Below are 26,096 nucleotides of genomic sequence, written 5' to 3'. Positions count from 1 at the left end.
ATGACGGAAGAAACAGTGCAACCACTCCTCGAGATCAAGGACCTGGGAATCACGTTCCAGACCAGCACGGGCGAGGTCGAGGCCGTCAAGAACTCGAATTTCACCGTGATGCCCGGGGAGACCGTGGCGATCGTGGGCGAGTCGGGGTCGGGCAAATCGACCTCGGCGCTCGCCGCGATCGGTCTGCTCCCGAGCAACGGCCGGGTCTCCAGCGGGCAGATCATCTTCGACGGCAAAGACATCACGCACGTCTCCGAACCGGAGATGGTCAAGTTGCGCGGCAATCAGATCGGCATGGTCCCGCAGGATCCGATGTCCAACCTGAACCCCGTGTGGCGGATCGGCTTTCAGGTCAAGGAAACCCTCAAGGCCAACGGTCTGCCGAGCGGTGACAAGGACGTCAGCAAGGTCCTGGAGCAAGCGGGGTTGCCCGACGCCGAGAAGCGCGCCCGGCAGTACCCGCACGAATTCTCGGGTGGCATGCGACAGCGTGCGCTGATCGCGATCGGGCTCTCGTGCCAGCCGCGCCTGTTGATCGCCGACGAGCCCACATCGGCGCTCGACGTCACGGTCCAACGCACGATCCTGGACCACCTCGATACGATGACCTCGGATCTGGGCACGGCCGTGTTGCTCATTACCCACGACCTGGGGTTGGCCGCCGAGCGCGCCCGGAAGGTCGTGGTGATGTACAAGGGTCGAGTGGTCGAGGCCGGCTCGGCCTTGGACCTGCTGCGCAACCCCCAGCATCCTTACACCAAGAAGCTCGTGGAGTCGGCCCCGTCGCTGGCCTCGCGTCGCATCCAGGTGGCCAAGGAAACGGGGCAAGAAGCCGAGGATCTCCTGGCGGAGCACCCCAAGACCGAGATCCAGCGTTCGCTGCAACAGGACTTCGTGGAGGTCAAGGACCTGACCAAGGTGTTCAAGCTGCGGGGCGCGTGGGGGAGGTCCGAGGATTTCACGGCGGTCGACGGCGTGTCTTTCTCGATCCCGCGGGGTACGACCACCGCGGTCGTGGGGGAGTCCGGTTCGGGCAAGTCCACGGTCGCGCGCATGCTTTTGGGCCTCGAGACGATCACCCGGGGGAGCATCTCGTTCGACGGCAAGAACGTCGCCAGCCTCAAGGGGCGTGCGATGTTCGACTTCCGGCGGCGCGTCCAGCCGATCTTCCAGGATCCGTACGGCTCGCTCGACCCGATGTACAACATCTACCGCACGATCGAGGAACCTCTCCGGGTCCACAAGGTGGGCAGCAAGTCCGAACGGGAAAAGAAGGTCAAGGAGCTGCTGGATCAGGTCTCTCTTCCGCAATCCATGATGGCTCGGTACCCGAATGAGCTCTCCGGCGGGCAGCGCCAACGCGTCGCGATCGCGCGTGCGTTGGCGCTGAACCCGGACCTCGTGGTCTGCGATGAGGCCGTCTCGGCCTTGGACGTCCTGGTTCAGGCGCAGATCCTGAACCTCCTGGCGGAGCTCCAGTCTGAGCTGGGCCTGACCTACCTGTTCATCACGCACGACCTGGCCGTGGTTCGGCAGATCGCGGACAACGTGTGCGTCATGGAGAAGGGGAAGATGGTCGAGACGGGATCGACCGATTCGGTCTTCGAATCTCCCGAGACCGATTACACGCAAAAGTTGCTGGCCGCGATCCCCGGTGCCGGCCTCATGATCCCGCCCGAGGCCGCCTAAACCTCAGGGACTCGGCTCCGCGCCCACCCCGTTCATCGGCACCGATGAACGGGGTGGGCGCGCGCCGTTTGACGAGGTGGCTATGATTGAACACGGCCCTATGCGGTCGCGCCCGAACGCGCCTGAAAGGCGTGGTGGTGTGGCCCATCATCACGTCACACCAGCTATCCACCAGCAAAGTGAGCCTTATCGTATGACTGAATCGTCCAGCACCGCCACTCGTACCGACATCCGCAACGTCGCCATCGTCGCGCACGTTGACCATGGCAAGACCACCATCGTGGACGCCATGTTGAAGCAGACCCACTCGTTCTCCGAGCACGGGGACGTGGAAGATCGCGTGATGGACTCCGGTGACCTGGAACGAGAAAAAGGCATCACCATTCTCGCGAAGAACACCACCGTCGAGTACGCCGGTCCGGCCGCCAACGGGGAATCGATCACCATTAACGTCATCGACACCCCGGGCCACGCCGACTTCGGCGGAGAGGTCGAGCGCGGCCTGTCCATGGTCGACGGCGTCGTTCTCCTCGTCGACGCCTCGGAAGGCCCGCTGCCGCAGACCCGCTTCGTGCTCCGCAAGGCCCTCGCCGCCAAGTTGCCCGTGATCCTCGTGGTCAACAAGGTGGACCGCCCCGACGCGCGCATCGAGGAAGTCGTTTCCGAGTCGATGGATTTGCTTCTCGGCCTGGCCTCCGACCTCGCGGAAGAGGTCCCGGACCTCGACCTCGACTCCGTTCTGGATGTTCCGGTGGTGTACGCCTCCGGCAAGGCCGGCCGCGCGTCCACGGAGCAGCCCGTCGACGGTGAGCTGCCCGAGAACGAAGACCTCGAGCCCCTGTTCAAGACCATTGTCGACCACGTTCCGGCCCCCACGTATGACCCGAACGGTGTCCTGCAGGCTCACGTGACCAACCTCGACTCCTCGCCGTTCCTCGGTCGCCTGGCCCTGTTGCGCGTGTTCAACGGAACCCTCAAGAAGGGGCAGACCGTTGCCTGGGCGCGTCAGGATGGACAGCTCAAGAACGTTCGGATCTCCGAGCTGCTCAAGACCAAGGCCCTCGACCGCGTTCCCGCCGATGAGGCTCGTCCCGGCGACATCGTGGCCGTGGCCGGCATCGAAGACATCACCATCGGTGAGACGCTCACGGACGCCGAAAACCCGCAGCCGCTGCCGCTCATCACGGTCGACGAGCCCGCGATCTCGATGACGATCGGTATTAATACTTCCCCGATGGCCGGCCGCGTCAAGGGCGCCAAGGTCACCGCTCGCCAGGTCAAGGACCGTCTGGACAAGGAGCTGATCGGTAACGTTTCGATCCGCGTCCTGCCGACGCAACGCCCGGATGCCTGGGAGGTCCAGGGCCGTGGCGAGCTGGCCCTGGCGATCCTCGTCGAGCAGATGCGCCGCGAAGGCTTCGAACTGACCGCGGGCAAGCCGCAGGTCGTCACCAAGATCATCGACGGCAAGGTCCACGAGCCGATCGAATACATGACGATCGACGTTCCCGACGAGTTCATGGGCGCCGTGACGCAGCTGATGGCCTCGCGCAAGGGCCGCATGGAGACCATGACCAACAACGGCACCGGCTGGGTCCGCATGGAATTCCGCATCCCGGCCCGTGGCCTGATCGGCTTCCGCACCCAGTTCCTCACGGAAACCCGTGGCGCGGGCATCTCGAACTCCTACGCCGACGGTTTCGAGCCGTGGGCCGGCGACATCGAGTACCGCACCAACGGTTCGTTGATCGCCGACCGCGCCGGCGTCGTGACCCCGTACGCGATGATCAACCTCCAGGAACGCGGAACCTTCTTCGTGGAGCCGACCTCCGAGGTCTATGAGGGCATGATCGTCGGCGAGAACTCTCGCGCCGACGACATGGAGGTCAACATCACGAAGGAGAAGAAGCTGACCAACATGCGTTCGGCTTCCGCCGACTCCTTCGAGAACCTGACGCCTCCGCGGAAGATGACCCTCGAGGAGTGCCTCGAATTCGCCCGCGAGGACGAGTGCGTGGAGATTACCCCGGAGGCGTTCCGCATCCGCAAGGTCGTCTTGGACTCCAACGAGCGCGTCAAGGCCTTCCGCGCCCGCAACCGCGCCAACTAAGTCCCAGAAAGCGAGCGCGCTTCCTCACCGATGGCCACACCCACGACGCACGGCTCTCATCCGGAGCCGTTCTACCCAGAACAGGGCGAATACATCGCGCCCGATGCCGTCCGTTCCCTCCTCCCGGAGGGGGCGGACCCGGGCGAGGTGACGATCCTGTTCATCCACGCCCATCCGGACGACGAGTCGACGTCTACCGGTGCGAGCATGAGTCACTACGCGCGGGCCGGCGCCCGCGTGGAATTGCTGACCATGTCGCGGGGCGAGATGGGGGAGGTCATCGGGGAGGAGCACGCGCATCTGGATGTGCGTGCCCGGCCCGCTCAGGATTCGGGGGATGCCCTCGGTCGGGTCCGTGAGGCCGAGCTGGACGACGCCTGCCGCGCGCTCGGCGTCGCCGGGCATCGATTTGCACGACGCCGTTCGGGCACGGGGTTCTTCCGCGATTCGGGCATGTCGTGGGGGAAGAACGGCCGCGCGACCTCCGCGACCAACGCGACCGAGGATTGCCTCTCGCGGGCACGGCTCAGAGAGCCGGCCGCGGCCATCGCCGAGGTGATGGAAGAGATCCGTCCGGATGTCGTGGTGACCTATGACGTCGACGGCGGCTACGGCCACCCGGATCACCGCAGCACCCACGAAGCGACGCTCAAGGCGCTCACGATGATCCCCATTCATGCTCAACCGAGTTTGGTCTGGGGTGTGGAGGGCGAGGCCGACCCCGCCGACGAGCGCCAACAGGCCGTCGTCGACGGAGATGCCGAGGCCAAGAAGCGAGCGATGGCGGCCCACCGGACCCAGGTCACGGTCTCCGACGGCATGACTTTCCACTATTCCAACAACGTCGAGCAGAAGATCTCCGGCAGGGAATCCTTCCGCTTGCTCGCGCGCACCGTGGACGACGCCGTGGATCAGGCCGAGCAGGTCCCGGCGGGGACGATCAATTCCGCGGTGACGGGCGTCGGCCTCGGCTTGATCGTCGGTTTCATCGGCACGATGTTCCACGCGTCGATCAGCTACTTTCCGGGTTGGTATCTTCCCTGGGGCCTGATCGTGGCCTTGATTCTGGTGCTCTCCGCGACGCTGTGGACCGCGCACGTGACGCGGCGGGCTTGGGCGACCGTGCTGCCCGGCGTGACGGCCTTCGTGCTCCTCGGGTTTTTCGTCTATGCGAGATCCGACTCCCTCCTGGTCATCCCCAATCCCACGGTGGCCATCGGTCAGGTGGGCATCGCCTGGGTTCTCGGGACCATCGTCATGACGGTGCTGGGGCAGTGGATCGCCGGCCGAAAGATCCTTGGAACGCGACGGTCATAACGTCGTCCAAAGTCACCTGGCTTAACGGCCTCGGGGACTGGGGTTCCGAGAGCCTATGGTTGTGGGATTGATCGCGGGAGACTGTTCCCGCGGATGACTAGACTGGTGACCTAACGGATCCACCGGGACCCTTCGAAATACACCGTGACGAGAGCGCACCCGGTGCCGATGAGAGGTTTGAATGACTTACGTAATTGCCCAGCCCTGCGTCGATGTGAAGGATCGCGCATGCGTTGAGGAATGCCCGGTCGACTGCATCTATGAGGGCGAACGTACGCTCTACATTCATCCCGACGAATGCGTGGACTGCGGGGCCTGCGAGCCGGTATGCCCCGTCGAGGCCATCTACTACGAAGACGACGTTCCCGAGGAATGGGACGAGTACACCACGGCCAACGCCGACTTCTTCGACGATCTGGGCTCGCCCGGCGGAGCCGCCCGGACCGGAGCGATCGATCACGATCACCCCTTCATCGCGGCGCTCGCCCCGCAAAACCAGGACTGAAAGGCATCCCCGCATGACTTCCTTCGGCCTCACCCTGCCGGATTACCCCTGGAATTCCTTGGCCCCGTACCGGGAGAGGGCGGCGGAGCATCCGGACGGAACGGTCGACCTGTCCATCGGGACCCCCGTGGACCCGACCCCCGAGGTCGTGCGGCAGGCCCTCGCTCTGGCCGCGGATGCCCCCGGGTACCCCACGACCCAGGGAACCTCCGAGGTGCGTTCGGCGGTCGCCGAATGGTACCGGAGGCGTCGCGGCGTCGGAGGTCTCGACGAGTCCTGTGTCATGCCCACGGTCGGTTCCAAGGAGCTGGTCGCTTGGCTGCCGTTCTTGTTGGGCCTGGGGGAGGGCGACGTCGTCGTGCGCCCCCGGGTCGCTTACCCGACCTACGATATCGGGGCGACGTTCGCCGGGGCGCGCGCGGTCGCGGCCGACGAACTGAGCGACCTGGACGAGGCCACCCGTTCCCGGGTGCGTCTGGTCTGGGTGAATTCCCCCGGAAACCCCACCGGCGAGGTTCGTGACGAGGAATCCCTCGCCCGCCTCGTGCGCGAAGCCCGTGAGCTGGGCGCGGTCGTGGCCTCGGACGAGTGCTACGCCGAGCTTGGTTGGGGAGCCTGGGACGAGGCCCGGGGCGGTCGCCGCGTGCCATCGATCTTGGATCCCACCGTCTCGGCGGGATCCCTCGACGGTCTGCTGTCCGTCTACTCCCTGTCCAAGCAGTCGAACCTGGCCGGATACCGCGCGGCTTTCGTCGCGGGAGATCCCTCGCTCGTGGCCAATCTCATCAACTCGCGGAAGCACGCCGGAATGATCGTCCCGCGACCGATTCAGGACGCCATGACGGCGGCGCTACGAGACGAGACTCACGTGGTGGCCCAGAAGGATGCGTATCGGCGTCGGCGTGAGGCCCTGAAGCCCGCGGTCGAGCGGTACGGCCTCGAACTGTCCGGCTCCGAGGCGGGGCTCTACCTCTGGGGAACCGCGGGGGAGGACACCTGGAGCACGGTGGGCCGTTTCGCGGATCTGGGCATCGTGGTCGGCCCCGGAGTCTTCTACGGGGATCAGGGCCAGGGATACATCCGGATCTCCCTGACGGCCTCGGACGAACGCATCGCCGCGGCGGTCCAGCGACTCTCGTGACCGGTGGTGGCCTCGCGCCGTGAGGCCCCGCAAGAGCGTTCCATGGCCCTCAGATGAGGCCCAGGTCAAGCCGGCATGAAATCTGTCTCCATATCCCCGGCTGATTCGTGACGGTGTGTCGACAAAGGGTAGGGTTGTCCCAGAGATACTGTGTCCCCGCCCACGACACGGCCCATGGCCGCGCTCGGAGGGCGGCGATTTTATGGCTGGGATCGGGCAACCCCCGACGTCCCCCGGATGGATCGGCGGACACGTTCACACGGGAGGAAATATGACCGATAAAGCGACCTTCACCTTCGCTGGAACGAGTGTCGATTGCCCGGCCGTCGAACCCACTGACGGAACCGGCGCCTTCGACATCGCCAAATTGCGTTCGGAGACCGGCGGGTACGTCACGTACGACCCGGGGTTCATGAACACGGCGAACACCAAGTCGGACATCACCTATATCGACGGCGACGCCGGGATCCTGCGGTACCGCGGATACCCGATCGAAGACCTCGCCTCGAAGTCGAGCTTCGTCGAGGTCGCGTACCTGCTGATCTACGGCGAGTTGCCGACCGACGATCAGCTGGCCGAATTCGACGAGATGATCCGCACCCACACGATGGTCCACGAGGACCTGAAGATCTTCTTCTCCGGTTTCCCGAGGACCGCGCACCCCATGCCCGTCCTCGCCTCGGCCGTCTCGGCGCTCTCGACGTTCTACAACGACTCCTTGGACCCGCACGACGAGCGCGAGGTCGAAATCTCGACGATCCGCCTGCTCTCCAAGGTCCCGACCTTGGCGGCCTACGCGTACAAGAAGTCCAAGGGCGAGCCGATGCTCTACCCGCAGAACAGCCTGAATTACACCGAGAACTTCCTGCGACTCTGCTTTGGGGTTCCCGCGGACCAGTACGAGATCGACCCGGAGATTTCCAAGGCCCTCGACCTGCTGCTGATCCTGCACGCCGACCACGAGCAGAACTGCTCGACCTCGACGGTGCGCCTGGTCGGCTCCTCGGACGCCAACATGTTCGCCTCGGTCTCCGCCGGTATCAACGCGCTGTACGGCCCCAAGCACGGAGGCGCCAACGAGGCGGTTCTGAACATGCTGCGCCGCATCCAGGCCGAAGGGATTTCCCCCGAGGACTACATGGAGAAGGTCAAGAATAAGGAGGAAGGCGTCCGCTTGATGGGCTTCGGGCACCGCGTGTACAAGAACTACGACCCGCGCGCCCGCATCGTCAAGTCCACGGCCGACTCCATCCTCACGAAGCTCGGCGGGGACGACGAGCTGCTCGACATCGCCAAGCGCCTCGAGGAAAAGGCCCTGGCGGACGACTACTTCGTCGAGCGCAAGCTGTACCCGAACGTCGACTTCTACACGGGCCTCATCTACAAGGCCATGGGCTTCCCGGAGCAGATGTTCACGGTCCTGTTCGCGATCGGGCGTCTTCCCGGTTGGATCGCCCAGTGGCGAGAGATGATGCAGGATCCGTCGACCAAGATCGGGCGCCCTCGCCAGGTCTACACCGGTAAGACCGAACGCCGGTACCCCGGAATCGACTCCTAAGAAAAAGGTCTCCCGCCGGTCCTCGACCGGAAAGACCAACGCCGCCGCGATCGTGCCGCCCTCGTGAAGAGGGGGACACGATCGCGGCGGCGTTTTTCGTATCGAGTCAAGCCCCGGGGAGACGGTGCTCGTGCTCCCCGAGCGGTCCGGGCCTAGCCTTCGTATCCGTTGGGGTTTTCGTGCTGCCAGCGCCAGTGGTCTCGGCACATCGTGTCGATGTCTCGCGTGGCCGACCACCCGAGATCTGCGAGGGCCGACGAGGGGTCCGCGTAGGAGACCGCGACGTCGCCCGGGCGACGATCGACGATCTCGTACGGGATCTCACGCCCGGAGGCCTTCTCGAAGGCCTCCCGGACCTCGAGGACCGAGTAGCCGTTGCCGGTGCCGAGGTTCCACGTGCGCAGACCCCCGCCGTCGGAGATGACGTCCAGGGCCTTGAGGTGACCGTCGGCCAGGTCGACCACGTGAATGTAGTCGCGAACGCCGGTCCCGTCGGGGGTCGGGTAGTCCGCACCGAAGACCTTGAGCTTCTCGCGGCGTCCGACCGCTACCTGGGCGATGAACGGCAGGAGGTTGTTGGGAATGCCCGTGGGGTCCTCGCCGATTCGGCCCGATTCGTGCGCCCCGACGGGATTGAAGTACCGCAGCAGGGCCACGTTCCAGGAGGAGTCGGAGGCGGCCAGATCGATGAGCATGTCCTCGATGTGTTCCTTGGTACGCCCGTAGCAGGACTGGGCATCCATCGGCAGCTTCTCGGTCAACGGCATCTCGTCGGGTGCGCCGTACACGGTGGCCGAGGAAGAGAACACGATGGTCCGGCAATCCGCCGCATCCATGGCGTACAAGAGGTTGATGGTGCCGGCGACGTTGGTGTTGTAGTACCACAGGGGCTTTTCCGCGGATTCCCCGACGGCCTTGAGCCCAGCGAAGTGGATGACGGCATCCGGGCGGGTCTCGTCGAATAGCCGGTTGAGGGCCGGAGCGTCCAGGAGGTCGACGAGGTGGAATTCGGGCGTCCGGCCATGGGCCAACTCGCTCACGCGATCCAGGGAAGCGCGCGAGGAATTGGACAGGTTGTCCATGACGACGACGTCGTGTCCGGCCTCGAGCAGGGCCAGGACCGTGTGGCTACCGATATAACCGGCTCCGCCGGTCACCATGATTTTCATGTATTCGTCCTTGGGTTTCGGTGACTAATTGGCGTGCAGAATGGAGTTCAACTCGACGGACCCGGTGGACCTGGGGATGGCCTCGACTGTTCCGGACTGCGAATTGCGGCGGAACAGCAGGTTGGAAGCGCCGGACAATTCGGACGCCTTGACGACCTTCGAGGTGCCGTCCGCGGCCACGGTCACGCGGGTTCCCGAGGTCAGGTAGAGACCCGCCTCGACCACGCAGTCATCCCCGAGGGAGATGCCCACGCCTGCTTCGGCGCCGAGGAGCACCCGCTCGCCGAGGCTCACGCGTTCCTTGCCGCCGCCCGACAGGGTGCCCATGATCGAGGCGCCACCGCCGATGTCGGTGTGGTCTCCGACGACGACCCCCTGGCTGATGCGGCCCTCGACCATGGCGTGGCCCAAGGTTCCGGCGTTGTAGTTGACGAAGCCTTCGTGCATCACGGTGGTGCCTTCGGCCAGGTACGCACCGAGGCGCACGCGATCGGCGTCGCCGATCCGAACCCCGCTCGGCACCACGTAGTCGACCATGCGGGGGAACTTGTCCACCTGGTAGACCGTCACGTGGCCTCGGGCGCGCAGGGCAAGCCGTGCCTGCTCGAACTCGGCGGCGAGCACCGGGCCGAAGTTGGTCCAGGCGACGTTGGTCAGCGCGCCGAAGATTCCGTCGAGGCTGATCGAGTTGGGGGTCACGAGTCGGTGGGACAGGATGTGCAGCCGGAGGTAAGCGTCCGCGGCGTCCGCGGGGGCCTCGGCGAGCCGCGTCGACTTCTCGATGACCGTGAGCCTCACGTTGCGGGCCTCGTCGTTGCCGCGAGCGTCCTCGAGGGCCGAGCGCACGGAGTCATCCGGCGCCTGGGTCAGGGTGGGGGCGGGGTACCAGACGTCGAGAATGGCGCCCTCGTAGGGGCCCGAGGCGACCACGGTCGCCAGGCCGATGCCGGATGCGTATTCAGGGGTCGTGCTTTGAGTCATGGTTGCCATTCTACGAAGCGCACCCCACATTCCGCACGGAATCGACCCGTCATGACACATCGTGGGACGCGATGGGTTTCGGGGCTTATGGTGATCACATGACTCAAGCCCCCGCCACAGCCTCAACCGCCCGACCGAATCTGGATCTCGACCAGGATGTCGCGGATCTCACGGCCGATCTGTTGGATATTCATTCCGTCTCGGACGCTGAGAAGCCGCTTGCCGACGCCGTCGAGAGCGCGCTGCGGAGCCTGGACCACCTGACCGTCCACCGCCACGGTGACACGGTCGTCGCCCGCACCTCCCTCGGGCGTGCCGAACGCGTGGTCCTCGCCGGACACCTGGACACGGTCCCGTTGCCGACGACCCCGGGGTCACGAGGGACCGTGCCCTCGGAGTGGGACGAGCAAGACGGCCGGCCGGTCCTTTACGGCCGGGGCGCGACCGATATGAAGGGCGGGGTCGCGGTTCAGCTCAAGCTCGCCGCGTCCGTGGTCGCCCCCAACCGGGACATCACCTACGTGTTCTATGACCACGAAGAGGTCTCGAGCGAGGCCTCCGGGCTCGGTGCCCTGGTCGAGGCCGCTCCCGAGCTGGTCACCGACGCGGATTTTGCCGTCCTGCTGGAACCGACCGACGGGCACATCGAGGGCGGATGCAACGGAACCATGCGCTTTTGGATCACGACCAGCGGCGTCGCGGCCCACTCGGGGCGCGCCTGGATGGGGCGCAACGCGATCCACGGGATGGGGGACATCCTGAGGATCCTGGACGGCTACGAGCCGAAGACCGTGACCGTCGAGGGCCTGGAATACCGCGAGGGACTCAACGCGGTGCAGATTTCCGGCGGGGTCGCGGGAAACGTCATACCGGACACCTGTGCGGTTCACATCAACTATCGGTTCGCCCCGGATAAGAGCCTCGAGGAGGCCACCGCCCACGTCAGGGAGGTATTCGCCGGGTATGAGCTGGACATCGTGGATGCCTCGGCGGCGGCGCGCCCGGGACTCGACGCCCCGCTGGCCCAAGAGCTCGTGCGGTCGGTTGGCTCGGAGCCCAAACCGAAATACGGGTGGACCGACGTCGCCCGCTTTTCCGCGCTGGGCATCCCGGCGGTGAACTTCGGCCCGGGGGACGCCCTGTTGGCTCATTCCGACAACGAGCACGTCTTCGCGTCCGAAATTCGGTCCTGCCTTCAGGCCCTGACGGCCTGGCTAGTTTCCGCCTGAGCCACCAGGGCGGCGGGTGCCCGAAAGGTCATCCGAAGACGCCTGCCCCGGCCCATGGTCCACAATAGAGATATGAACTTTATCCTGGTGGGACTGACCTTCGTGATCCTGGCGGCCGTTCTCATATCGTGCGCGGTGTTGGGGGCGGACCGGCTGGCCGGTGCCGAATACGTCTCCCGAGACGGGATCGAGACCCCGGGACCGGAGCGCGGTCCCCTGGAGGCCTCCGATGAGCGATCCACCCCGGCCTCCGCCGAGGCCACCAGCTAACGGTGAATCCCGCGCAATTATTGGCCCGCCACGCGGCCTCGAGTTTTCGACGGTGGCTCACGGACCTGCCGATCTGGACCTGGCTTCTGGGCGTCTACGTCGCCTCGCGCATCTGGGGATGGATCGTCTTCACCATCGTGGGGCGGCAGCAACAGGCGAGCCCCTGGAGCGATGGCCCGATGTCGTATCTGCAGTACATCGGAATCTGGGACAGCGACTGGTATCGACACATCGCCGAGATCGGCTATCCGAGCACCCTGCCGATCAGCGCCGGCGGCACCGTCGATCAGAATCCGTGGGCTTTCTACCCGCTCTTTCCGATGACCGCCTCGGGTCTGATGAAGGTCACGGGATGGTCGTGGCCCATGGCCGGGGGAGTGGTATCCCTCCTCTGCGGTGCCGTGACGGCGATCCTGCTCTACGGCATCTTCGCCTCCTCCTGGACGCTTGCCACCGGTTCCGAGGACGCGGGTGGCGAGCAGTACGTGAGTCCACGCCGAATTCTGCACGGTCTGGGCCTGCGCCAACCGGCGCGGGGAGTGGACCGGTTCGCGCTGTGGAGCACCGCACTGGTGCTGGTCAACCCGGTGGCGCCGATTCTGCAGACGCCCTACGCGGAGTCGATGAACCTCATGTTCTTGGCCGGCTTCGCCCTCGCGTTGGTGCGCGGCAATCTTCTCCTATGCTCCCTGCTCCTGGTGCCCACGTGCCTCAGCCGACCGGTGGGGGTGCCCCTTGCCGCCGCGTTGGGCCTGTGGTGGGTGACGAGGTTTCTCCTGGACTACCGGGGCACGACCGGTCGGCCCTTCGTGGATCGGGTGAGGCAGTCGATGAGGTCTACGTGGCGATTCCTCGCCGTCGCGCTGTTCGCCTGCGCCTGCGCGCTGACCTGGCCGGCCATCGCTTGGGCGGCGACCGGACGCGTTGACGCCTACACCGCCACGGAGACGGCGTGGCGCGGCGAACACCTGCTGCCCTTCCAACCGTGGATCCAGCAGTCGGTCACCTATTTCGGCGCTCCCGGGCCGCTGATTCTCCTGCTGTTGGTCGTGGGATTCCTGTGGGTCATGAGCACACGGACCGTGCTGACCACGATTCCTCGTCACCTTCGGTATTGGTGTTACGCGTACACGGCCTATCTCCTGGTGTTTCTCTTTCCGCAATCCTCGACTTTCCGGCTCTTGCTTCCCCTGTTTCCCCTCGCGGGGCCGCTGATGGCACTGTCGAATTCGCGGGCCTATCGCGCCACGGTGGTGCTGGGAGCGCTGCTCGGGCAGCTGATTTGGGTCGGGTGGCTCTGGCATTGGAAGGAACTGCCCAGCGGCGGGGACTACCCGCCGTGATCGCCTCGCGACGCCCGTGACCAGTCGGTTAATGTGATCGCGCTATCATTGGGATATCGGGGGACCGCCGTTCCTCACCAAGATCGTCGATCCGACAAGGAGCATCAATGGCTGCGATGAAGCCGAGAACCGGTGAAGGTCCCATGGAGGTAGCCAAGGAAGGCCGTTCTCTCATCATGCGCATCCCTCTCGAAGGAGGGGGCCGGCTGGTCCTGGAGATCTCCAAAGACGAGGCGCATGACCTGAAGGCCTGCCTGGATCCCATCACCGAGTCCTAGAGGGCGGGGAGGGTCCTGATCTGACACGCCGGCCAGCGGGGATGCGGTGTAGCGCACGGTGGGTACACGGACAGAGCTGGTAATGTGCTGGTGTGTTTGGAATCAACGGTGCCGAGTTCATTGTCTTGGCCGTTATCGTCTTCGTGGTGATCGGGCCGGAGCGCATGCCCGAGTACGCCCGCCAGCTCAAGGACCTCATTAAGACCCTGCGACGCACGGCGATGGGCGCCAAAGATGACCTCAAAGACACGCTCGGTCCCGAACTGGATGACATCAACTGGCGGGCGTACGATCCCCGTCAGTACGACCCGCGCCGCATCGTGCGTGAGGCCCTGCTCGAGGACGACGAGGAGCTGGCCGCAGAGCAAACCCGCTCCACGACGCCGCCCGCAGCCGCCACCAGCCGGCTTTCGCCCGGAGAATTGGCTCCCTTCGACACCGAAGCCACCTGAGCCACACCGAGGGCAGCGACAGGCCGTGGCCGACGAATGAAGTCATTCGTCGGCCACGGCCTTTTTCGTTTCCGGGGTTGCCCGGCGGGTCGCGTCTAGATGAGGTTCAGTGGCAGGCTTTTGCCGGAGAGCCCGCGTCGATGCTCGCGTAGACTCTCGGCGATCGCGCGCAACGTCGTGCCCGAAGGGGAATCGGGGTCGGACCAGACGACCGGTGTCCCCTCGTCGCCACCGCGTCGCAGCGAGAGATCGAGGGGGACGGAACCCAGCAGGGGAACCTCGGCATCGAGGGCTTGCGTGAGGCGCTCGGATAGCTTTTTTCCGCCGCCTTCACCGAACATCTCGACGCGGCTCCCGTCGGGCATGACCATGGCCGACATGTTCTCGACCACGCCCAAGACCTTCTGCCCGGTCTGCAACGACATGGTTCCGGCACGCTCGGCGACGTCGACGGCCGCGGCCTGCGGGGTCGAGACGACCAGGAGGCTGGCCGTGGGGACCAGCTGCGACATGGAAATGGCCACGTCGCCGGTGCCTGGCGGAAGGTCCAGGAGCAACACATCGAGGTCCCCGAAGTGGACGTCGGTCAGGAATTGCTCCAGGGCCCGGTGGAGCATCGGACCCCGCCACGCGATGGGCTGGTTGCCCTCGACGAACATCCCGATCGAGATGACCCGGATCGATCCGGGCGGTCGACCCTCCGGTTGCCGACGCCGATGTTCGGGGACCTCGACGACGGGCGGAAGGATCATGTCTTCGAGTTTGGTCGGCGGTTGCGTCACGCCGAGCAGGCCCGGGATCGAGAAGCCGTGCACGTCGGCGTCGACGATGCCCACGGATAGACCGTCGGAGGCCAGGGCGGCCGCCAGATTGGCCGTGACCGTGGATTTACCCACGCCGCCCTTGCCGGAGGCCACCGCGTAGACCTGGGTGAGGTTGTCCGGAGACGCGAAAGGATTGGTCTTGGTATGACCGAGCCTGTCCCTCAGCGACCGCCTCTGCTCGGCGTTCATGTAGTCGAGATCTATGTGGACGTCCTCGACGCCGTCGAGGCGGATCACGGCGTCCCTGACGTCCTGCTGGATCGTATCCTTCAGCGGGCAGCCTTGGATCGTCAGCCGAATGCCCACGGTCGCGACTCCCGAGGTGATCTCGGCGTGGCTCACCATCCCCAGATCGGTGATGGGTCGGCGCAGCTCGGGGTCGATCACCGTGCCGAGGGCCGCGAGGAGAGTCTCATTCATTCTTGTCCTCGGCGGAGGCCCGGGAGCCGTGTGGCCGAGGAACGCGATCGGCTTCCACGAGCCCCGAATTCTCGAGGTCGAGAATCGAGGTCTTGGTGTCTGAGTCCGCGGATCCCCGATGCTGGTCCTTTTTCTTGCGCTTGGGGGTGTCGGAACGATCGTCTGACTCGTCCGGATCGTCGTTGCCTTTGCCGACGGTCTCCTCCACCAGGTCCCGGATCTCGGAACGCATGAAGTCGCGCGTGGCGACCTCGCGCAGGGCAATGCGCAGCGCGGCGATTTCCCGCGTCAGATACTCGGTGTCGGCGAGATTCTGCTGGGTCCGCTGACGGTCCTCCTCGGCGACGACGCGGTCGCGGTCGTCCTGGCGGTTCTGGGCGAGGAGCAACAGGGGAGCGGCGTAGGAGGCCTGCAGGGACAGCATGAGCGTCAGCAGCGTGAAGTTCAGGGTCTTGGGGTCGAACTGCATGCTCTCCGGCATGAGGGTGTTCCACAAGAGCCAGATGGTCACGAAGACGGTCATCCACACGAGGAACTGTGGCGTTCCCATCCAGCGCGCAAAGGATTCGGTCATGACCCCGAAGGATTCGGGGTTGGGCTGATAGCGCTGATACCACTTCGGCTTGCTGGCCAGCGGGGTATCGAGCCCCGCGCGGTGGGGATCGCGATTGCGGCGGTTGCGGTTCATATCACTCAAATTTGCGTCCCACCTTTCGGACGGGTGTTCCGTCGTCGTTTGTCCGCCAGTCTTCGGGCAACAGCGCATCCAGGACGTCGTCGATGGTCACGGCGCCGACGAGCCGGTCATGCTCGTTGATGACGGGGATGATGGTCAAGTCGTAGGTGGCCAGCACCCGCGAGAGATCCTCGAGGGAGGCCATATCGGAGATCGGTTCGACGCTGCGGTCGATGATGTTGCCGACGGACTCCGGGGGAGGGAAGCGCAGGAGCTGTTGCATATGGACCATGCCGATGTATCGACCGGTGGGTGCCTCGAGCGGAGGGCGGCAGACAAAGACCGCGGCGGCCACGGCCGGGCTGATCTCTTCCTGGCGGATGTGGGCAAGGGCCTCGGCCACCGTGGCCTCCGGAGGGAGGATGATCGGCACGGGCGTCATGAGGGAACCGGCGGTGCCCTCTTCGTATTCCAGGAGGCGTCGGACGTCTTCGGCGTCGTCGGGTTCCATGCGGCCGAGGAGCGTTTCCCGTTGCGAATCGGTGAACATGTTCAGCAGGTCGGCGGCGTCGTCGGGCTCCATCTCTTCCAAGATGTCCGCCGCGCGCTTGAGGTCCAGGTGCGAGAGGATCTGGACCTGGTCCTCGACCGGCAGTTCCTGCAGGACGTCGGCGAGCCGCTCGTCCTGCAATTCCTCGGCGACCTCGAGCATGCGCTTGTCGTTGAGGTCGTGGAGGGCATCGGCGAGGTCCGCGGGCTGGGTCTCCTCGTGCGTCGCGAGGAAGTGGGAAGCGCCCTGCGGGTCCATGGCCGTTCCATAGACCACGTCCTCCCAGTCCACGACGAGGGTCTCGTTCTTGCGGCGCATGAGCCTGCCGGTGGGCTCGGAGCGCCGGACGAACAGTTCGGTGATCTTCCAATCGCCGTTCTTGGTCTGTTCCATCGCGCAATCTTCGATCGTGGCCACCCCGGTGCCATCCGTGAAGTGCACCTTGCGGTCGAAGAGCTCGCCGATGACCAGGGCCTCGGCCCCTCGCTGTTCGAAGCGACGCAGGTTCACCAGGCCGGTGACGATGATTTGCGTGGCGTCCATGGTGTTGACGCGCGTCATGGGCACGAAAACGCGCTTCTTTCCCAGGACCTCGACGACGATGCCGACGACGAGCGGTTGCAGGTGTTTTCGCTGCGCGTCCCTATTGAGCACGACGACATCCCTCAACCGGCCCAGGCGGTCTCCGACGGGGTCGAAGACGTCCAGGCCCAAGAGGCGGGCGATAAAAATTCTGCTCGGTACGTTGCTCACTTGAACAGATTACTCATATGTACTGGTTAGGAACATCTTCGGGGTTCACCAGTGGCGATACCTTGACGTGTGGTTGGCGGTCTCGTCACGGGTCAGGGAAAATGACGGCATGGCAAATTCCGGAAAGTCCAGACTCGCGGCCCTACGGAGCGAGCACCTCCCCAGCTCGGTGACCGTCGGGAAATTCTCCAAGTACCAGGACGCGCAGGGCGCCGTGGACCTGTTGGCGGAGCGCGGATTCCCCGTGCAGAATCTCGCGATCGTGGGGACGGACCTGCGCCAGGTGGAGCACGTCGTCGGGACGCTGTCCTACGCGCGAGTCGCGGCCTCCGGGGCCCTGCAAGGCCTCTTCTACGGCGTATTCCTCGGGTTCTTGCTGATGCTCTTTGGCCACGAGAACCCGATGGCCGCATTCCTGACCTCGGTTCCGCTGGGCGTCGCGTTCTGGATGATCTTGTCGATCGTCAGCTTCTCCCGGCGCGGCGGTCACCGGAGCTTTACGGCGGTCGGCCAACTCGTCGCCGGCAGCTATGACCTCGTCTGCACCCCGCAGGAGGCCGGCGAGGCCCGGCGTCTGCTGGGCGGTTCCTCGCAGCGCCCACCGCTGCGCCCCGTCGCCCCGGAACAGCCGTATTTCCCGAACCACGGCGCCGACCTCCACGGCGCTCAGGGAAACCAGCATCCTCAGGCCCCGGCGCCGAGGCCGCCGCACTCCGATGGCTCGGCCAACGGCCCAGGGCAGGGCCAGCACGCCCCGGCGCCGACGGGGCGCGAACCGTGGGGGCAACCCGGTGCTCCGCAGGGTCCCCAGGGAGAGAATCCTCCCGCCGGACCGGACGGCGCGGAGCCCCAGCAGGCTCGCGATTTCAAGGACCTTCCGGACGGTCGTCCCCGTTTTGGCATTCGGGATGAGAACCCACGGGGGAGCCACAGCCCAGACGGGCAGACTCGGCCGGCCGAGGGCACCGACGAGCCCACCGCACGATAATCCGCCCACACACCACGAAGCCCCGGACGGGAACGTCCGGGGCTTCGTCGTGTGGACGAGTCCTCAGCGCGAGAGGTCCGCGATCCAGGCCTCGATCTCCTCCGTGGTCCGGGGGAATTCGGCGCTCATGTTCTCGGGCCCGTCGGCGGTGATCAGCACGTCGTCTTCGAGCCGGACGCCGATGCCGCGGTATTCTTCGGGAACCGCGAGATCGTCTTCCTTGAAGTAGAGGCCCGGCTCGATCGTGAAGACCATACCCGGCTGGATCTCCCCGTCGAGGTACAACTCGCGCTTGGCCTGCGCGCAGTCGTGCACGTCCAGCCCCAGGTGGTGGCTCGTGCCGTGGGGCATCCAGCGGCGATGCTGGCCGCCTTCATCGGAAACGGCTTCGGCGACCGAGCAGGGAAGGATTCCCCAGGCGTCGAGGGATTCCGCCAGGGATTTCATGGCGGCCGCGTGCACGTCGCGGAACCGGTTGCCGGGCACGGCCGCCCGGAACGCGGCCTCGGAGGCCTCGAGCACGGCGTCGTAGATCTTCTTCTGGGTCTCGGTGTACTTGCCGTTAACCGGCAGGGTGCGGGTGATGTCTGCCGTGTAGAGGGTATCGTCCTCGACTCCCGCGTCCACGAGGATCAATTTGCCGTCGTCCACCGTGCCGTTATTGCGAATCCAATGCAACACGGTCGCATTGTTGCCGCACGCGGCGATCGTCTCGTAGCCCACGTCGTTGCCTTCCGCACGCGCGGCCGCGAAGAAAGCGCCCTCGACGATCCGCTCGCCGCGGTGATGGTCCCGGGCCTGGGGCAGAGCGCGAACGATGTTTTCGAAGCCTTGCTTGGTGGAGGCGATCGAGCGACGCAGGTTGGCGATCTCTTGCTCGTCCTTGATGAGCCGCAGCTCGGAGAGGGCCTCGGTCAGCTGCCCGTCCAAAGCATCGGACTGTTCGAGGTCCACGCTGGTATTCATCCGGGAGGTGTCCACGAGCGCGTCAACGTTCAGGTCCACCTCGCGCAGGAGGCGGACGCGCACGCCGCCCAGCGCCTGAGGCCCGGCGTTCTTGGTGATGGCCACCTCGAGATCCGCCAGGTCCTTGCACTCGATGCCGTATTCGGACTCGATCTCGGCGAGGGTCGGCTGGGGGCCGACCCAGAACTCCCCGTAGCGGGGATCGGAGTAGAACTGGTCGGTGTCGCGGCCGGCCAGCGGCCGGAAGTACAGGGTGGCCCGGTGCTGCGAGCCGTCCTCGGCCGGCTCGTCCAACGGCTCGAAGATCAGAACGGCATCGGGTTCGTGGTCGACGCCCAGGCCCGTCAGGTGGGCGAAGCCGGAGTGCGGGCGGAACCGATAATCGGTGTCGTTCGAGCGGGTCTTGAGCGGCCCCGCGGGTACGACCAGGCGCTCGCCCGGGAACTGCGCGGACAGCGCGGCACGGCGCTTGGCGGCGAAATCCGCGACGGGCGCCCGCGCGGGAAGCGGCTTGGTCGAGGGGGCCCAGTTCGAGCCGATGAACTCCTTGAACGCGGAAGAGCGCGGCGGCTGTGACCGGTTCCCCACGCGCTCGGCGAGGGGCTGCGCTGCGGCGGGGTCCTGGGGTTCGGAAGAATTATTGTCAGTCATGACTCCACGATATATCCGCACCTCCCGCCGGGGCACACCGGGCCATCGATCCGACGGCGGGTAGATTGAGGAAGGTGAGCATCGACCTACATACCCACTCAACCGTCTCCGACGGCACGGAGTCCCCGGCTGTCGTCGCGGAGCAGGCCGCCAGGGCCGGCCTGGAGGCCTTCGCCCTGACCGACCACGATTCGACCTCGGGGTGGGCCGAGGCCGCGGCTCGCTCCGCGGAGGTCGGCGTCGACTTCGTCCCGGGGATGGAGGTCTCGTGTGCCACGGACCGCGGCATCTCGGTTCACCTGCTCTCGTATCTCCACGATCCCGAGGCGCCGGGCCTCTCCGAAGAGATCGAAAGATCGCGAACGGCCCGTCGGTCCCGGGCGCGGCGCATGGTGGAGAAGCTCTCCGAAGATTTCCCGATCACGTGGGAGGACGTCCGGGCCCAAACCGCGGAGGGAGCCACCGTCGGGCGGCCGCACATCGCCGATGCGTTGGTCGCGGCCGGCGTCTGCGGCGAGCGATCCGAGGCATTCGGGCGTATCCTCACGACGTCGTCGCGATACTACGTGCCCCACTATGCGCCTCATCCCGCCGTGGCCGTGTCCCTCGTGCGTCAGGCGGGTGGGGTCCCCGTGTTTGCCCACCCGATGGCCAGCTCTCGGGGGAGGGTGGTCGATCGAGGCGTCATGGAAGAGATGGTCGAGGCCGGGCTGGCGGGTCTCGAGGTGTTCCACCGCGACAACGCCCCCGCCGACCGTGACATGCTGTTGAGTTTTGCCCGCGAACGCGGCCTTCTGGTCACGGGGTCGAGCGATTACCACGGGGCCGGGAAACCCAACCGATTGGGCGAGAACACGACGGCCTCCGAAACCCTGGCGGCGATCAGGGACCAGGCCCGCGCCTAGTCGTTCTCCGGGCCGAGGAACCGGGCCTCGGGCAGGCGCGTGCGCATGACGTCAATGGCTTGGTCGTTGGCGTCGATACAGACGAATCGGCGGTCCAGTTCACGCGCCGCCGCGCCGAGGGTTCCGGACCCGGCGAAGAAGTCCAGGCACCAGTCCCCGGGCCGGGAGGAGGCCGCGACCATGCGTCGCAGCAGTCCGAGGGGCTTCTGCGTGGGGTAGCCGGTCTTCTCCTTGCCCGTGGGCGAGACGATCGTGTGCCACCACACATCCGTGGGTAACTTGCCCCGCGCGGCTTTCTCCGCCGTGACCAGGCCGGGAGCCATATAGGGCTCGCGGTCGACCTCCGTGGCGTCGAAGAGGTACCTCGACCGATCCTTGACGTACACGAGGATGTTGTCGTGCTTGGCGGGCCAGCGCTTCTTCGCCCGAGCCCCGTAGTCGTAGGCCCAGATGATTTCGTTCAGGAAACAGTCGCGCCCGAAGACCATGTCGCACATGACCTTGGCGTAGTGGACCTCGCGATAGTCCAGGTGCAGGTAGAGCGTGCCGTGATCCGCGAGGAGCTCTCGCGCCGCCTCCAGCCGGGGCAGGAGGAAACCCCAGTAGTCCTCGAAGGAATCGTCGTACCTCGAGAGGGTTTCCAAGACGCTGGCATACGTGCGTCCCTTGAAACCGCGCCGATCCGCTTCCTCCGGTTCGACGCGGCGGTTCCGCTGGTTCCGACGCACCTGGGCCCGCCCCGTGTTGAAGGGCGGGTCCACATAAATCATCGAGAAACGACCGGCGGGAAGCCGGGGAAGGACGTCTCGATTATCGCCGTGGACGATCAGATTCGCATCGTCGAGGCTGATTCCCGTCAAGGCGGTGCTTATTGCTGCGACGCGGACTGGCCGTTGCCACCGCTGCGGCGACGCCGGCGGCGGCGCGGGGTCTGAGAAGCCGACTCGTCCGCGGGCGCGTTATTGCCCTGCCCCGAGGCCTTCGAGTCCGAGGCATTGTCCCCGGAACGACGGCCCGAACGGGGACGGGAGTCGGAGGACCTCTCCCTGCCGCGTCCGCCGCCGGAGCGGCCCCGGCCATTCTGCGAGCCGCCGCGCCCCTCTCCCTTACCGGAACGGGATGAGCGGGAATCTCCGTCGATGTCTTCGACTTCCTCCGCGGCGAGACCGGCGTGCTTGCGCTGGTCCTTCGGAAGTTTGCCCTTGGTTCCCGCGGGGATATTGAGGTCCGCGTAGAGGTGGGGCGAGGACGAGTACGTCTCCACGGGCTCCGGGACGCCAAGGTCCAGTGCCTTGTTGATCAGGGACCAGCGGGGAACGTCTTCCCAGTCGACCAGGGTGATCGCGGTGCCCTTATTTCCGGCGCGGCCGGTACGGCCGATGCGGTGCAGGTAGATCTTTTCGTCTTCCGGGCACTGGAAGTTGACCACGTGGGTCACGTCGGTGACGTCGATTCCGCGGGCGGCCACGTCGGTCGCCACAAGGACGTCCACCTTGTCGTTGCGGAAAGCGCGAAGGGCCTGCTCGCGGGCGCCCTGGCCGAGGTCGCCGTGGATCGAGGCCGCCGCGAACCCGCGCTTGATGAGTTCGTCGGATAGGCGCGCCGCTGCCCTCTTGGTCTTGGTGAAGATGATCGTGCGTCCGCGGCCCTCGGCCTGGAGGGAGCGTGCGATCAGCTCGTCCTTGTCCATGGGGTGGGCGCGGTAGATGACCTGCCGGATGTCCTTTTTGGTTGCGCCCTCGTCGTCGGGGGCGTTGGCCCGGATATGCATGGGGTGGGACATGTAGCGGCGGGCCATCGCGATGACCGGGCCGGGCATGGTCGCCGAGAACAGCATCGTCTGGCGGACCTCGGGCACCGCCGAGAGCAGGCGCTCGACGTCCGGAAGGAACCCCAGGTCGAGCATTTCGTCGGCCTCGTCCAGGACCACGGCGCCCACCTGCGAGAGGTTCAGGATCTTCTGTCGGTGCAGGTCAATCAGGCGTCCCGGCGTTCCAACGACGACCTCGACGCCCTTTTCGAGCTCCGCGATCTGCGGCTCGTAGGCACGGCCGCCGTAAATCGTGGCGACTCGGGCGTTGCGCTGTTTCGCGGCCGCGGAGAGATCGCTGCCCACCTGGACGGCGAGCTCGCGCGTCGGGACCACGATGAGGGCCTGGGGGGCGCCGGGGGACTTGAGCTTGCCCCAGGCGTCGTCGTCCCGGCCCGCGACCCGCTGCAACACGGGCAGGCCGAAACCGAGCGTCTTGCCGGTGCCCGTCTTGGCCTGTCCGATGATGTCCTGTCCGGACAGCGCGACCGGGAGGGTGAGGGACTGGATGGGGAAGGGATGGGTGATGCCGTTGGCGGCCAGCGCGTCGCAAATGTCCTGACGCACGCCGAAATCGGCGAAGGTCTTATCTTCTTCGGGCTGGATCTCCTCGGCCACGGGGGCCTCGGCGTCGATCAGTTCCTGGACGGCTTCTGGGGTTTCTTCGAGCACGGTGGTCTCGGTCTTGCTGGTCTCGTTCACGTGCTGTCGCTCCGTTGGTCGATGGTATGACCGCGGCACGGCTATTCGCTGGCCCTGGCATCGCGAGATATTCACGCGGGCGGTGGGGCCGCCTGCCACTGCGGTCTGAGGATCGGTAGGAAGCCGATCGCGAGAATCATCGGGTGACGCGTTCCGCGAGCTCGGGCTCGTACGTCGCGTCAAATGCGAAAGGTCAATTCAACGGGTAACGACCGGGCATCCAGATAAGACAAGTCTAGACCCCTCAACGCGACGTGGGGAGGACCTGCGCCACGTCGGGCGGGTCCTCCCCACGGAATATGCGGGTTTGGTCGGGGTTTAGTTCTCGCTGAACGGACCAAAGCCGATGTGCCGACGGGTCTCGGCGCCGATCTCGACATAGCCGATGGCCGCTCCTGGAACCAGGGTCACGTTGCCCTTGGTGTCGGAGAGGTTGAGCAACGTGTTCTGCTCAATGGCCTCGGCGACCTGGCGGCGGATGTCCTCGGGGGTCTCCTCGGACTCGATGACGACCTCGCGGGCGACGTCCTTAACGCCGATCTTGATTTCCATGGGTGTGCCTCCTGAACATGCTGACGGATACTTGCGTTGTGTCTCAGCCTACTCAGCAGGGGTCCCTCACGAGGATGCCTTCGTGCCGATTTCGCTCAGCGCGGGAGAGCGCGTCACTCCTCGGCGATCTGTTCGACGCCGCCCCACACGAGCTTGACGAGCAGATGCTCGTAGCGTTTTTGCATCGAGGCATCGGGGTTGGCGGCGATGACCTCGGCCGCCCTGATGGCCAGGATGACGAGGGTGTGGGCCAAAAACTCGCAGTCCGCCCGGGGCATGCCGGAATTGTCCTGCAACGTGTGGCTCACGCGCTGGGAGACGCGTTCGACGAGGCCCTCGATCTTCTCATTGCATTGTTTCTGGGCGTGCATATCCGAGTGGAAAATCATGCGGTACGCCGTCGGGTCGTTGGTGACCACGGAGATGAAATTGGAGATCATCCGGCGTGTGCGTTCCTGATTGGTGAGGTCAAGGAGTAGCGCGGGGTGACCACCTGATGCTCGAAGAGTTCGATGCAAGAGTCGAGCACCGCCTCGTAGAGCTCGGATTTTCCGGCGAAGTGCTGGTAGAGCACCGGCTTGGTGACGTCGGCGGCCTTGGCGATATCATCCATCGTGCTCGTGTGAAAACCGTTGGCGGAAAATTGATCGCGGGCGACGGCGAGCAGCTGGCGGCGACGGGCCGGAGCGGGAAGGCGGCGGGGTCCCTCGGGGGATAATCCTGGTTCTGTCGATGCAGACAACGTCTCGTCCTTTGACGGTCTTGGCGAGATGGGAGACCGTCTTGGTCGTGCGCCCTCTCGTCAGGGGTTCAAGTTAGCGAACCAACTATAGAACGTTTTGCCTAGTCAGGAGGCTTTTGGCGCGCGTTCCTCGACGAAGGATGAGGCGGGTTTTTGGGCGGGCTCCTCTGCGGGGAGATCCTCGGGGGAATCCACCGAGATGTCGTACAGAGCCTCGATGGCGTCGACGAATTCCTGCTCGCGGCCTTCCGCCGCCAGGCGCCGGGCCTTGACCATGGGCGTGTGCAACAGGGAGTGCATCATGCGGCGCATGGCGAATTCGACCTGCTCCGCCTGGGCCCCGCACCCGTATTGGTGCCGGACCTTGTCCATCTCGGCGTCGAGGACGGACATGGTGTGCTTTCGTAGCGCCACGATCGCCGAGTCGACGTTCTGCTGGTGACGGCGCGAGCGGAAGTCCCGCGATGCGCGAGCGACGATGTCCCGGGCGGCGGAGACGGACTCGTCGGTCTCCTCGGGCGCCGCGAGGCGTACCGATTCCAACGTGATGAGCTCGACGCCCGCCAGGTCGGCGACCGACGGATCGAAGTCGCGGGACAGGGCGAGGTCCACGACCACCCGGGGCCCGGCGGGGAATGCCTCGGCGGGCATGGGGGCCGAACCGCCGCTGCACCCGATGATGACGTCGGCGGTGCGCAGCGCTTCGTCCAGGCCCTCGTCCGAGACAGGGGTGCCGCCGCGTTTGGCGGTGAATTCCGCGGAGCGGCCCGACGCCGAATAGACCCAGATGTTCCGGCAACCCCGCGCTTGAAGGGCGGCCATGGTCGCGCCCGCGTAGGCGCCCGTGCCGAAGACCAACGTCTTGGCCTGATCCAGGGGGAGGGGCGCGACCTCGCTCGCGAGGTCCAGGGCCACCGAGACGATGGACCGACCGCGCTCGCCGAGCGACGTCTGCGCGCCCACCGTGCGGGCGGTCCGGGCGGCGGTCTCGAATAGCCGAATCAACTCGCTGGAGGCCGTTCCCTCCTCGCGGGCGTTGACCAGCGCCCGGCGCACCTGCCCGGTAATCTCGCGTTCGCCGACGACGGCCGACTCGAGCCCCGAGACCACGGTGAACAGGTGGGAGGCGGCGTCGTCATCGAAATGGACGTCGAAGGCGCCGCGCACAAAGGTGGGGTCCAGGTCCGCGTCGGCGGCAACGCGCTGCACGATCTCCTCGATCGTGGCCTCGGTTCCGTCCTGCGTCGCGGACGCCTCTCCGTAGAGTTCGAGGCGATTGCACGTGGAGAGCGTCACGAGGCCCTTGAGCGGGCCATGGTGCACCAGAGTAGGGGCTATGGCCCCAACACCGGTCGACACTCGTGCGACGGTGTTCAGGTCGACATTTTTATGCGATGAAACCAGCGAAAACAAAACCACGACTCATTCATAATAACCACGCCTGAATGGTCCTGGGAAATGACCTTCGTCGCCGTCTGGGCGCGCCGCCGTGCTGACAACCTGTCCGCAAAAAGC

At 65.7% G+C, this 26,096-nt stretch carries 25 protein-coding genes; 13 read left to right on the top strand and 12 right to left on the bottom strand.

From position 1 onward, the window contains the following. The 6 genes from CURSPS6_RS05995 (at nucleotide 1) to CURSPS6_RS05970 (ending at nucleotide 8,320) form a co-directional block, all read left to right on the top strand. Nucleotides 1-1,689: a dipeptide ABC transporter ATP-binding protein gene (locus CURSPS6_RS05995; protein ID WP_030014855.1), complete on the top strand. Its 1,689-nt coding sequence runs from the start codon at nucleotides 1-3 to the stop codon at nucleotides 1,687-1,689. Between the two features lie 193 nt (nucleotides 1,690-1,882). Continuing rightward, the gene (gene typA / locus CURSPS6_RS05990) at nucleotides 1,883-3,799 is read left to right on the top strand and encodes a translational GTPase TypA (RefSeq protein WP_030014854.1); all 1,917 of its coding nucleotides are present in this window, start codon (nucleotides 1,883-1,885) and stop codon (nucleotides 3,797-3,799) included. A 30-nt stretch (nucleotides 3,800-3,829) separates the two neighbouring features. Further along, on the top strand, nucleotides 3,830-5,116 hold the full coding sequence (locus tag CURSPS6_RS05985) for a PIG-L family deacetylase (protein WP_051687675.1): 1,287 nt from the start codon (nucleotides 3,830-3,832) through the stop codon (nucleotides 5,114-5,116). A gap of 181 nt (nucleotides 5,117-5,297) precedes the next feature. After that, a complete protein-coding gene (fdxA, locus tag CURSPS6_RS05980; protein ID WP_030014851.1) occupies nucleotides 5,298-5,621 on the top strand; it encodes a ferredoxin in 324 nt (107 codons plus the stop codon). A 13-nt stretch (nucleotides 5,622-5,634) separates the two neighbouring features. Then, a complete protein-coding gene (gene dapC / locus CURSPS6_RS05975; RefSeq protein ID WP_030014849.1) occupies nucleotides 5,635-6,762 on the top strand; it encodes a succinyldiaminopimelate transaminase in 1,128 nt (375 codons plus the stop codon). 271 nt (nucleotides 6,763-7,033) lie between these two features. Then, nucleotides 7,034-8,320 carry a citrate synthase gene (locus tag CURSPS6_RS05970; protein ID WP_030014847.1) on the top strand — a complete coding sequence of 429 codons (1,287 nt, stop codon included), beginning with the start codon at nucleotides 7,034-7,036 and terminating at the stop codon, nucleotides 8,318-8,320. A 152-nt stretch (nucleotides 8,321-8,472) separates the two neighbouring features. Here CURSPS6_RS05970 and galE read toward each other — a convergent pair whose 3' ends face one another. Continuing rightward, nucleotides 8,473-9,489 carry a UDP-glucose 4-epimerase GalE gene (gene galE / locus CURSPS6_RS05965; protein ID WP_030014846.1) on the bottom strand — a complete coding sequence of 339 codons (1,017 nt, stop codon included), beginning with the start codon at nucleotides 9,487-9,489 and terminating at the stop codon, nucleotides 8,473-8,475. Between the two features lie 24 nt (nucleotides 9,490-9,513). After that, the gene (dapD, locus tag CURSPS6_RS05960) at nucleotides 9,514-10,479 is read right to left on the bottom strand and encodes a 2,3,4,5-tetrahydropyridine-2,6-dicarboxylate N-succinyltransferase (RefSeq protein WP_030014844.1); all 966 of its coding nucleotides are present in this window, start codon (nucleotides 10,477-10,479) and stop codon (nucleotides 9,514-9,516) included. Between the two features lie 89 nt (nucleotides 10,480-10,568). Here dapD and dapE point away from each other — a divergent pair, with 89 nt between their 5' ends. From dapE to CURSPS6_RS05940, 5 genes are all read left to right on the top strand, one after another. Further along, nucleotides 10,569-11,699, top strand: coding sequence for a succinyl-diaminopimelate desuccinylase (gene dapE / locus CURSPS6_RS05955; RefSeq protein WP_030014843.1), 1,131 nt, complete (start codon nucleotides 10,569-10,571; stop codon nucleotides 11,697-11,699). Nucleotides 11,700-11,771: 72 nt separating this feature from the next. Next, entirely contained in the window at nucleotides 11,772-11,969 is a 198-nt protein-coding gene (locus CURSPS6_RS05950; RefSeq protein ID WP_030014841.1) for a hypothetical protein, read from the top strand. Nucleotides 11,970-11,971: 2 nt separating this feature from the next. Next, nucleotides 11,972-13,312 (top strand): hypothetical protein, encoded by a 1,341-nt coding sequence (locus tag CURSPS6_RS05945; protein ID WP_051687674.1) that lies wholly within the window; start codon nucleotides 11,972-11,974, stop codon nucleotides 13,310-13,312. Nucleotides 13,313-13,419: 107 nt separating this feature from the next. Next, nucleotides 13,420-13,590 (top strand): DUF3117 domain-containing protein, encoded by a 171-nt coding sequence (locus tag CURSPS6_RS12340; RefSeq protein WP_082470133.1) that lies wholly within the window; start codon nucleotides 13,420-13,422, stop codon nucleotides 13,588-13,590. 92 nt (nucleotides 13,591-13,682) lie between these two features. Further along, the gene (locus CURSPS6_RS05940; RefSeq protein WP_030014839.1) at nucleotides 13,683-14,042 is read left to right on the top strand and encodes a twin-arginine translocase TatA/TatE family subunit; all 360 of its coding nucleotides are present in this window, start codon (nucleotides 13,683-13,685) and stop codon (nucleotides 14,040-14,042) included. A gap of 95 nt (nucleotides 14,043-14,137) precedes the next feature. On the opposite strand, the gene CURSPS6_RS05935 is transcribed toward CURSPS6_RS05940, so the two are convergent. Genes CURSPS6_RS05935 through CURSPS6_RS05925 form a run of 3 tightly spaced genes read right to left on the bottom strand, consistent with a single transcriptional unit; the run spans nucleotide 14,138 to nucleotide 17,265 of the window. Next, entirely contained in the window at nucleotides 14,138-15,286 is a 1,149-nt protein-coding gene (locus CURSPS6_RS05935) for an Mrp/NBP35 family ATP-binding protein (protein WP_030014837.1), read from the bottom strand. Further along, nucleotides 15,279-15,974, bottom strand: a complete 696-nt coding sequence (locus CURSPS6_RS05930) for a DUF1003 domain-containing protein (protein WP_051687673.1) — start codon at nucleotides 15,972-15,974, stop codon at nucleotides 15,279-15,281. Before CURSPS6_RS05930 ends, CURSPS6_RS05935 begins: the two co-directional genes overlap by 8 nt. A gap of 1 nt (nucleotide 15,975) precedes the next feature. Beyond that, nucleotides 15,976-17,265, bottom strand: a complete 1,290-nt coding sequence (locus tag CURSPS6_RS05925) for a magnesium transporter MgtE N-terminal domain-containing protein (RefSeq protein WP_030014834.1) — start codon at nucleotides 17,263-17,265, stop codon at nucleotides 15,976-15,978. 109 nt (nucleotides 17,266-17,374) lie between these two features. Here CURSPS6_RS05925 and CURSPS6_RS05920 point away from each other — a divergent pair, with 109 nt between their 5' ends. Beyond that, nucleotides 17,375-18,253 (top strand): general stress protein, encoded by an 879-nt coding sequence (locus CURSPS6_RS05920; RefSeq protein WP_051687672.1) that lies wholly within the window; start codon nucleotides 17,375-17,377, stop codon nucleotides 18,251-18,253. Nucleotides 18,254-18,316: 63 nt separating this feature from the next. Here CURSPS6_RS05920 and CURSPS6_RS05915 read toward each other — a convergent pair whose 3' ends face one another. Further along, complete coding sequence (locus tag CURSPS6_RS05915; RefSeq protein WP_030014831.1) at nucleotides 18,317-19,870, bottom strand: aminopeptidase P family protein; 1,554 nt, start codon at nucleotides 19,868-19,870, stop codon at nucleotides 18,317-18,319. A 74-nt stretch (nucleotides 19,871-19,944) separates the two neighbouring features. On the opposite strand from CURSPS6_RS05915, the gene CURSPS6_RS05910 reads away from it, so the two are divergent. Further along, complete coding sequence (locus CURSPS6_RS05910; protein WP_030014830.1) at nucleotides 19,945-20,775, top strand: PHP domain-containing protein; 831 nt, start codon at nucleotides 19,945-19,947, stop codon at nucleotides 20,773-20,775. Here CURSPS6_RS05910 and CURSPS6_RS05905 read toward each other — a convergent pair. From CURSPS6_RS05905 to CURSPS6_RS05885, 6 genes are all read right to left on the bottom strand, one after another. Further along, a complete protein-coding gene (locus tag CURSPS6_RS05905; RefSeq protein ID WP_035810247.1) occupies nucleotides 20,772-21,635 on the bottom strand; it encodes a DNA-methyltransferase in 864 nt (287 codons plus the stop codon). The genes CURSPS6_RS05910 and CURSPS6_RS05905 overlap by 4 nt on opposite strands. A gap of 8 nt (nucleotides 21,636-21,643) precedes the next feature. Further along, entirely contained in the window at nucleotides 21,644-23,287 is a 1,644-nt protein-coding gene (locus tag CURSPS6_RS05900; RefSeq protein WP_030014826.1) for a DEAD/DEAH box helicase, read from the bottom strand. A 318-nt stretch (nucleotides 23,288-23,605) separates the two neighbouring features. Next, nucleotides 23,606-23,839: a DUF3107 domain-containing protein gene (locus CURSPS6_RS05895; RefSeq protein ID WP_030014824.1), complete on the bottom strand. Its 234-nt coding sequence runs from the start codon at nucleotides 23,837-23,839 to the stop codon at nucleotides 23,606-23,608. A 113-nt stretch (nucleotides 23,840-23,952) separates the two neighbouring features. After that, a complete protein-coding gene (locus tag CURSPS6_RS05890) occupies nucleotides 23,953-24,279 on the bottom strand; it encodes a hypothetical protein (protein ID WP_030014823.1) in 327 nt (108 codons plus the stop codon). Beyond that, nucleotides 24,276-24,581: a TetR/AcrR family transcriptional regulator gene (locus CURSPS6_RS12335; protein WP_200910834.1), complete on the bottom strand. Its 306-nt coding sequence runs from the start codon at nucleotides 24,579-24,581 to the stop codon at nucleotides 24,276-24,278. The genes CURSPS6_RS05890 and CURSPS6_RS12335 overlap by 4 nt, the downstream gene beginning before the upstream one ends. Before the next feature lie 105 nt (nucleotides 24,582-24,686). Further along, a complete protein-coding gene (locus CURSPS6_RS05885; RefSeq protein WP_030014821.1) occupies nucleotides 24,687-26,000 on the bottom strand; it encodes a glutamyl-tRNA reductase in 1,314 nt (437 codons plus the stop codon). Nucleotides 26,001-26,096: the final 96 nt, after the last annotated feature.

Origin of the sequence: Curtobacterium sp. S6, from assembly GCF_000710345.2 — a bacterium.
GTDB lineage: Bacteria > Actinomycetota > Actinomycetes > Actinomycetales > Micrococcaceae > Rothia.
This window is presented reverse-complemented; position numbering and strand designations above follow the sequence as displayed.

Bases quoted from the DNA above. Each gene is read 5' to 3' on its own strand.
- galE (WP_030014846.1), bottom strand. From the start codon at position 9,489: ATGAAAATCATGGTGACCGGCGGAGCCGGTTATATCGGTAGCCACACG.
- CURSPS6_RS05890 (WP_030014823.1), bottom strand. From the start codon at position 24,279: ATGATCTCCAATTTCATCTCCGTGGTCACCAACGACCCGACGGCGTAC.
- CURSPS6_RS05895 (WP_030014824.1), bottom strand. From the start codon at position 23,839: ATGGAAATCAAGATCGGCGTTAAGGACGTCGCCCGCGAGGTCGTCATC.
- CURSPS6_RS05930 (WP_051687673.1), bottom strand. From the start codon at position 15,974: ATGAACCGCAACCGCCGCAATCGCGATCCCCACCGCGCGGGGCTCGAT.
- CURSPS6_RS05950 (WP_030014841.1), top strand. From the start codon at position 11,772: ATGAACTTTATCCTGGTGGGACTGACCTTCGTGATCCTGGCGGCCGTT.
- CURSPS6_RS05970 (WP_030014847.1), top strand. From the start codon at position 7,034: ATGACCGATAAAGCGACCTTCACCTTCGCTGGAACGAGTGTCGATTGC.
- CURSPS6_RS05985 (WP_051687675.1), top strand. From the start codon at position 3,830: ATGGCCACACCCACGACGCACGGCTCTCATCCGGAGCCGTTCTACCCA.
- dapD (WP_030014844.1), bottom strand. From the start codon at position 10,479: ATGGCAACCATGACTCAAAGCACGACCCCTGAATACGCATCCGGCATC.
- CURSPS6_RS05935 (WP_030014837.1), bottom strand. From the start codon at position 15,286: ATGAATGAGACTCTCCTCGCGGCCCTCGGCACGGTGATCGACCCCGAG.
- CURSPS6_RS05995 (WP_030014855.1), top strand. From the start codon at position 1: ATGACGGAAGAAACAGTGCAACCACTCCTCGAGATCAAGGACCTGGGA.
- dapE (WP_030014843.1), top strand. From the start codon at position 10,569: ATGACTCAAGCCCCCGCCACAGCCTCAACCGCCCGACCGAATCTGGAT.
- CURSPS6_RS05915 (WP_030014831.1), bottom strand. From the start codon at position 19,870: ATGACTGACAATAATTCTTCCGAACCCCAGGACCCCGCCGCAGCGCAG.
- dapC (WP_030014849.1), top strand. From the start codon at position 5,635: ATGACTTCCTTCGGCCTCACCCTGCCGGATTACCCCTGGAATTCCTTG.
- fdxA (WP_030014851.1), top strand. From the start codon at position 5,298: ATGACTTACGTAATTGCCCAGCCCTGCGTCGATGTGAAGGATCGCGCA.
- CURSPS6_RS05920 (WP_051687672.1), top strand. From the start codon at position 17,375: ATGGCAAATTCCGGAAAGTCCAGACTCGCGGCCCTACGGAGCGAGCAC.
- typA (WP_030014854.1), top strand. From the start codon at position 1,883: ATGACTGAATCGTCCAGCACCGCCACTCGTACCGACATCCGCAACGTC.
- CURSPS6_RS12340 (WP_082470133.1), top strand. From the start codon at position 13,420: ATGGCTGCGATGAAGCCGAGAACCGGTGAAGGTCCCATGGAGGTAGCC.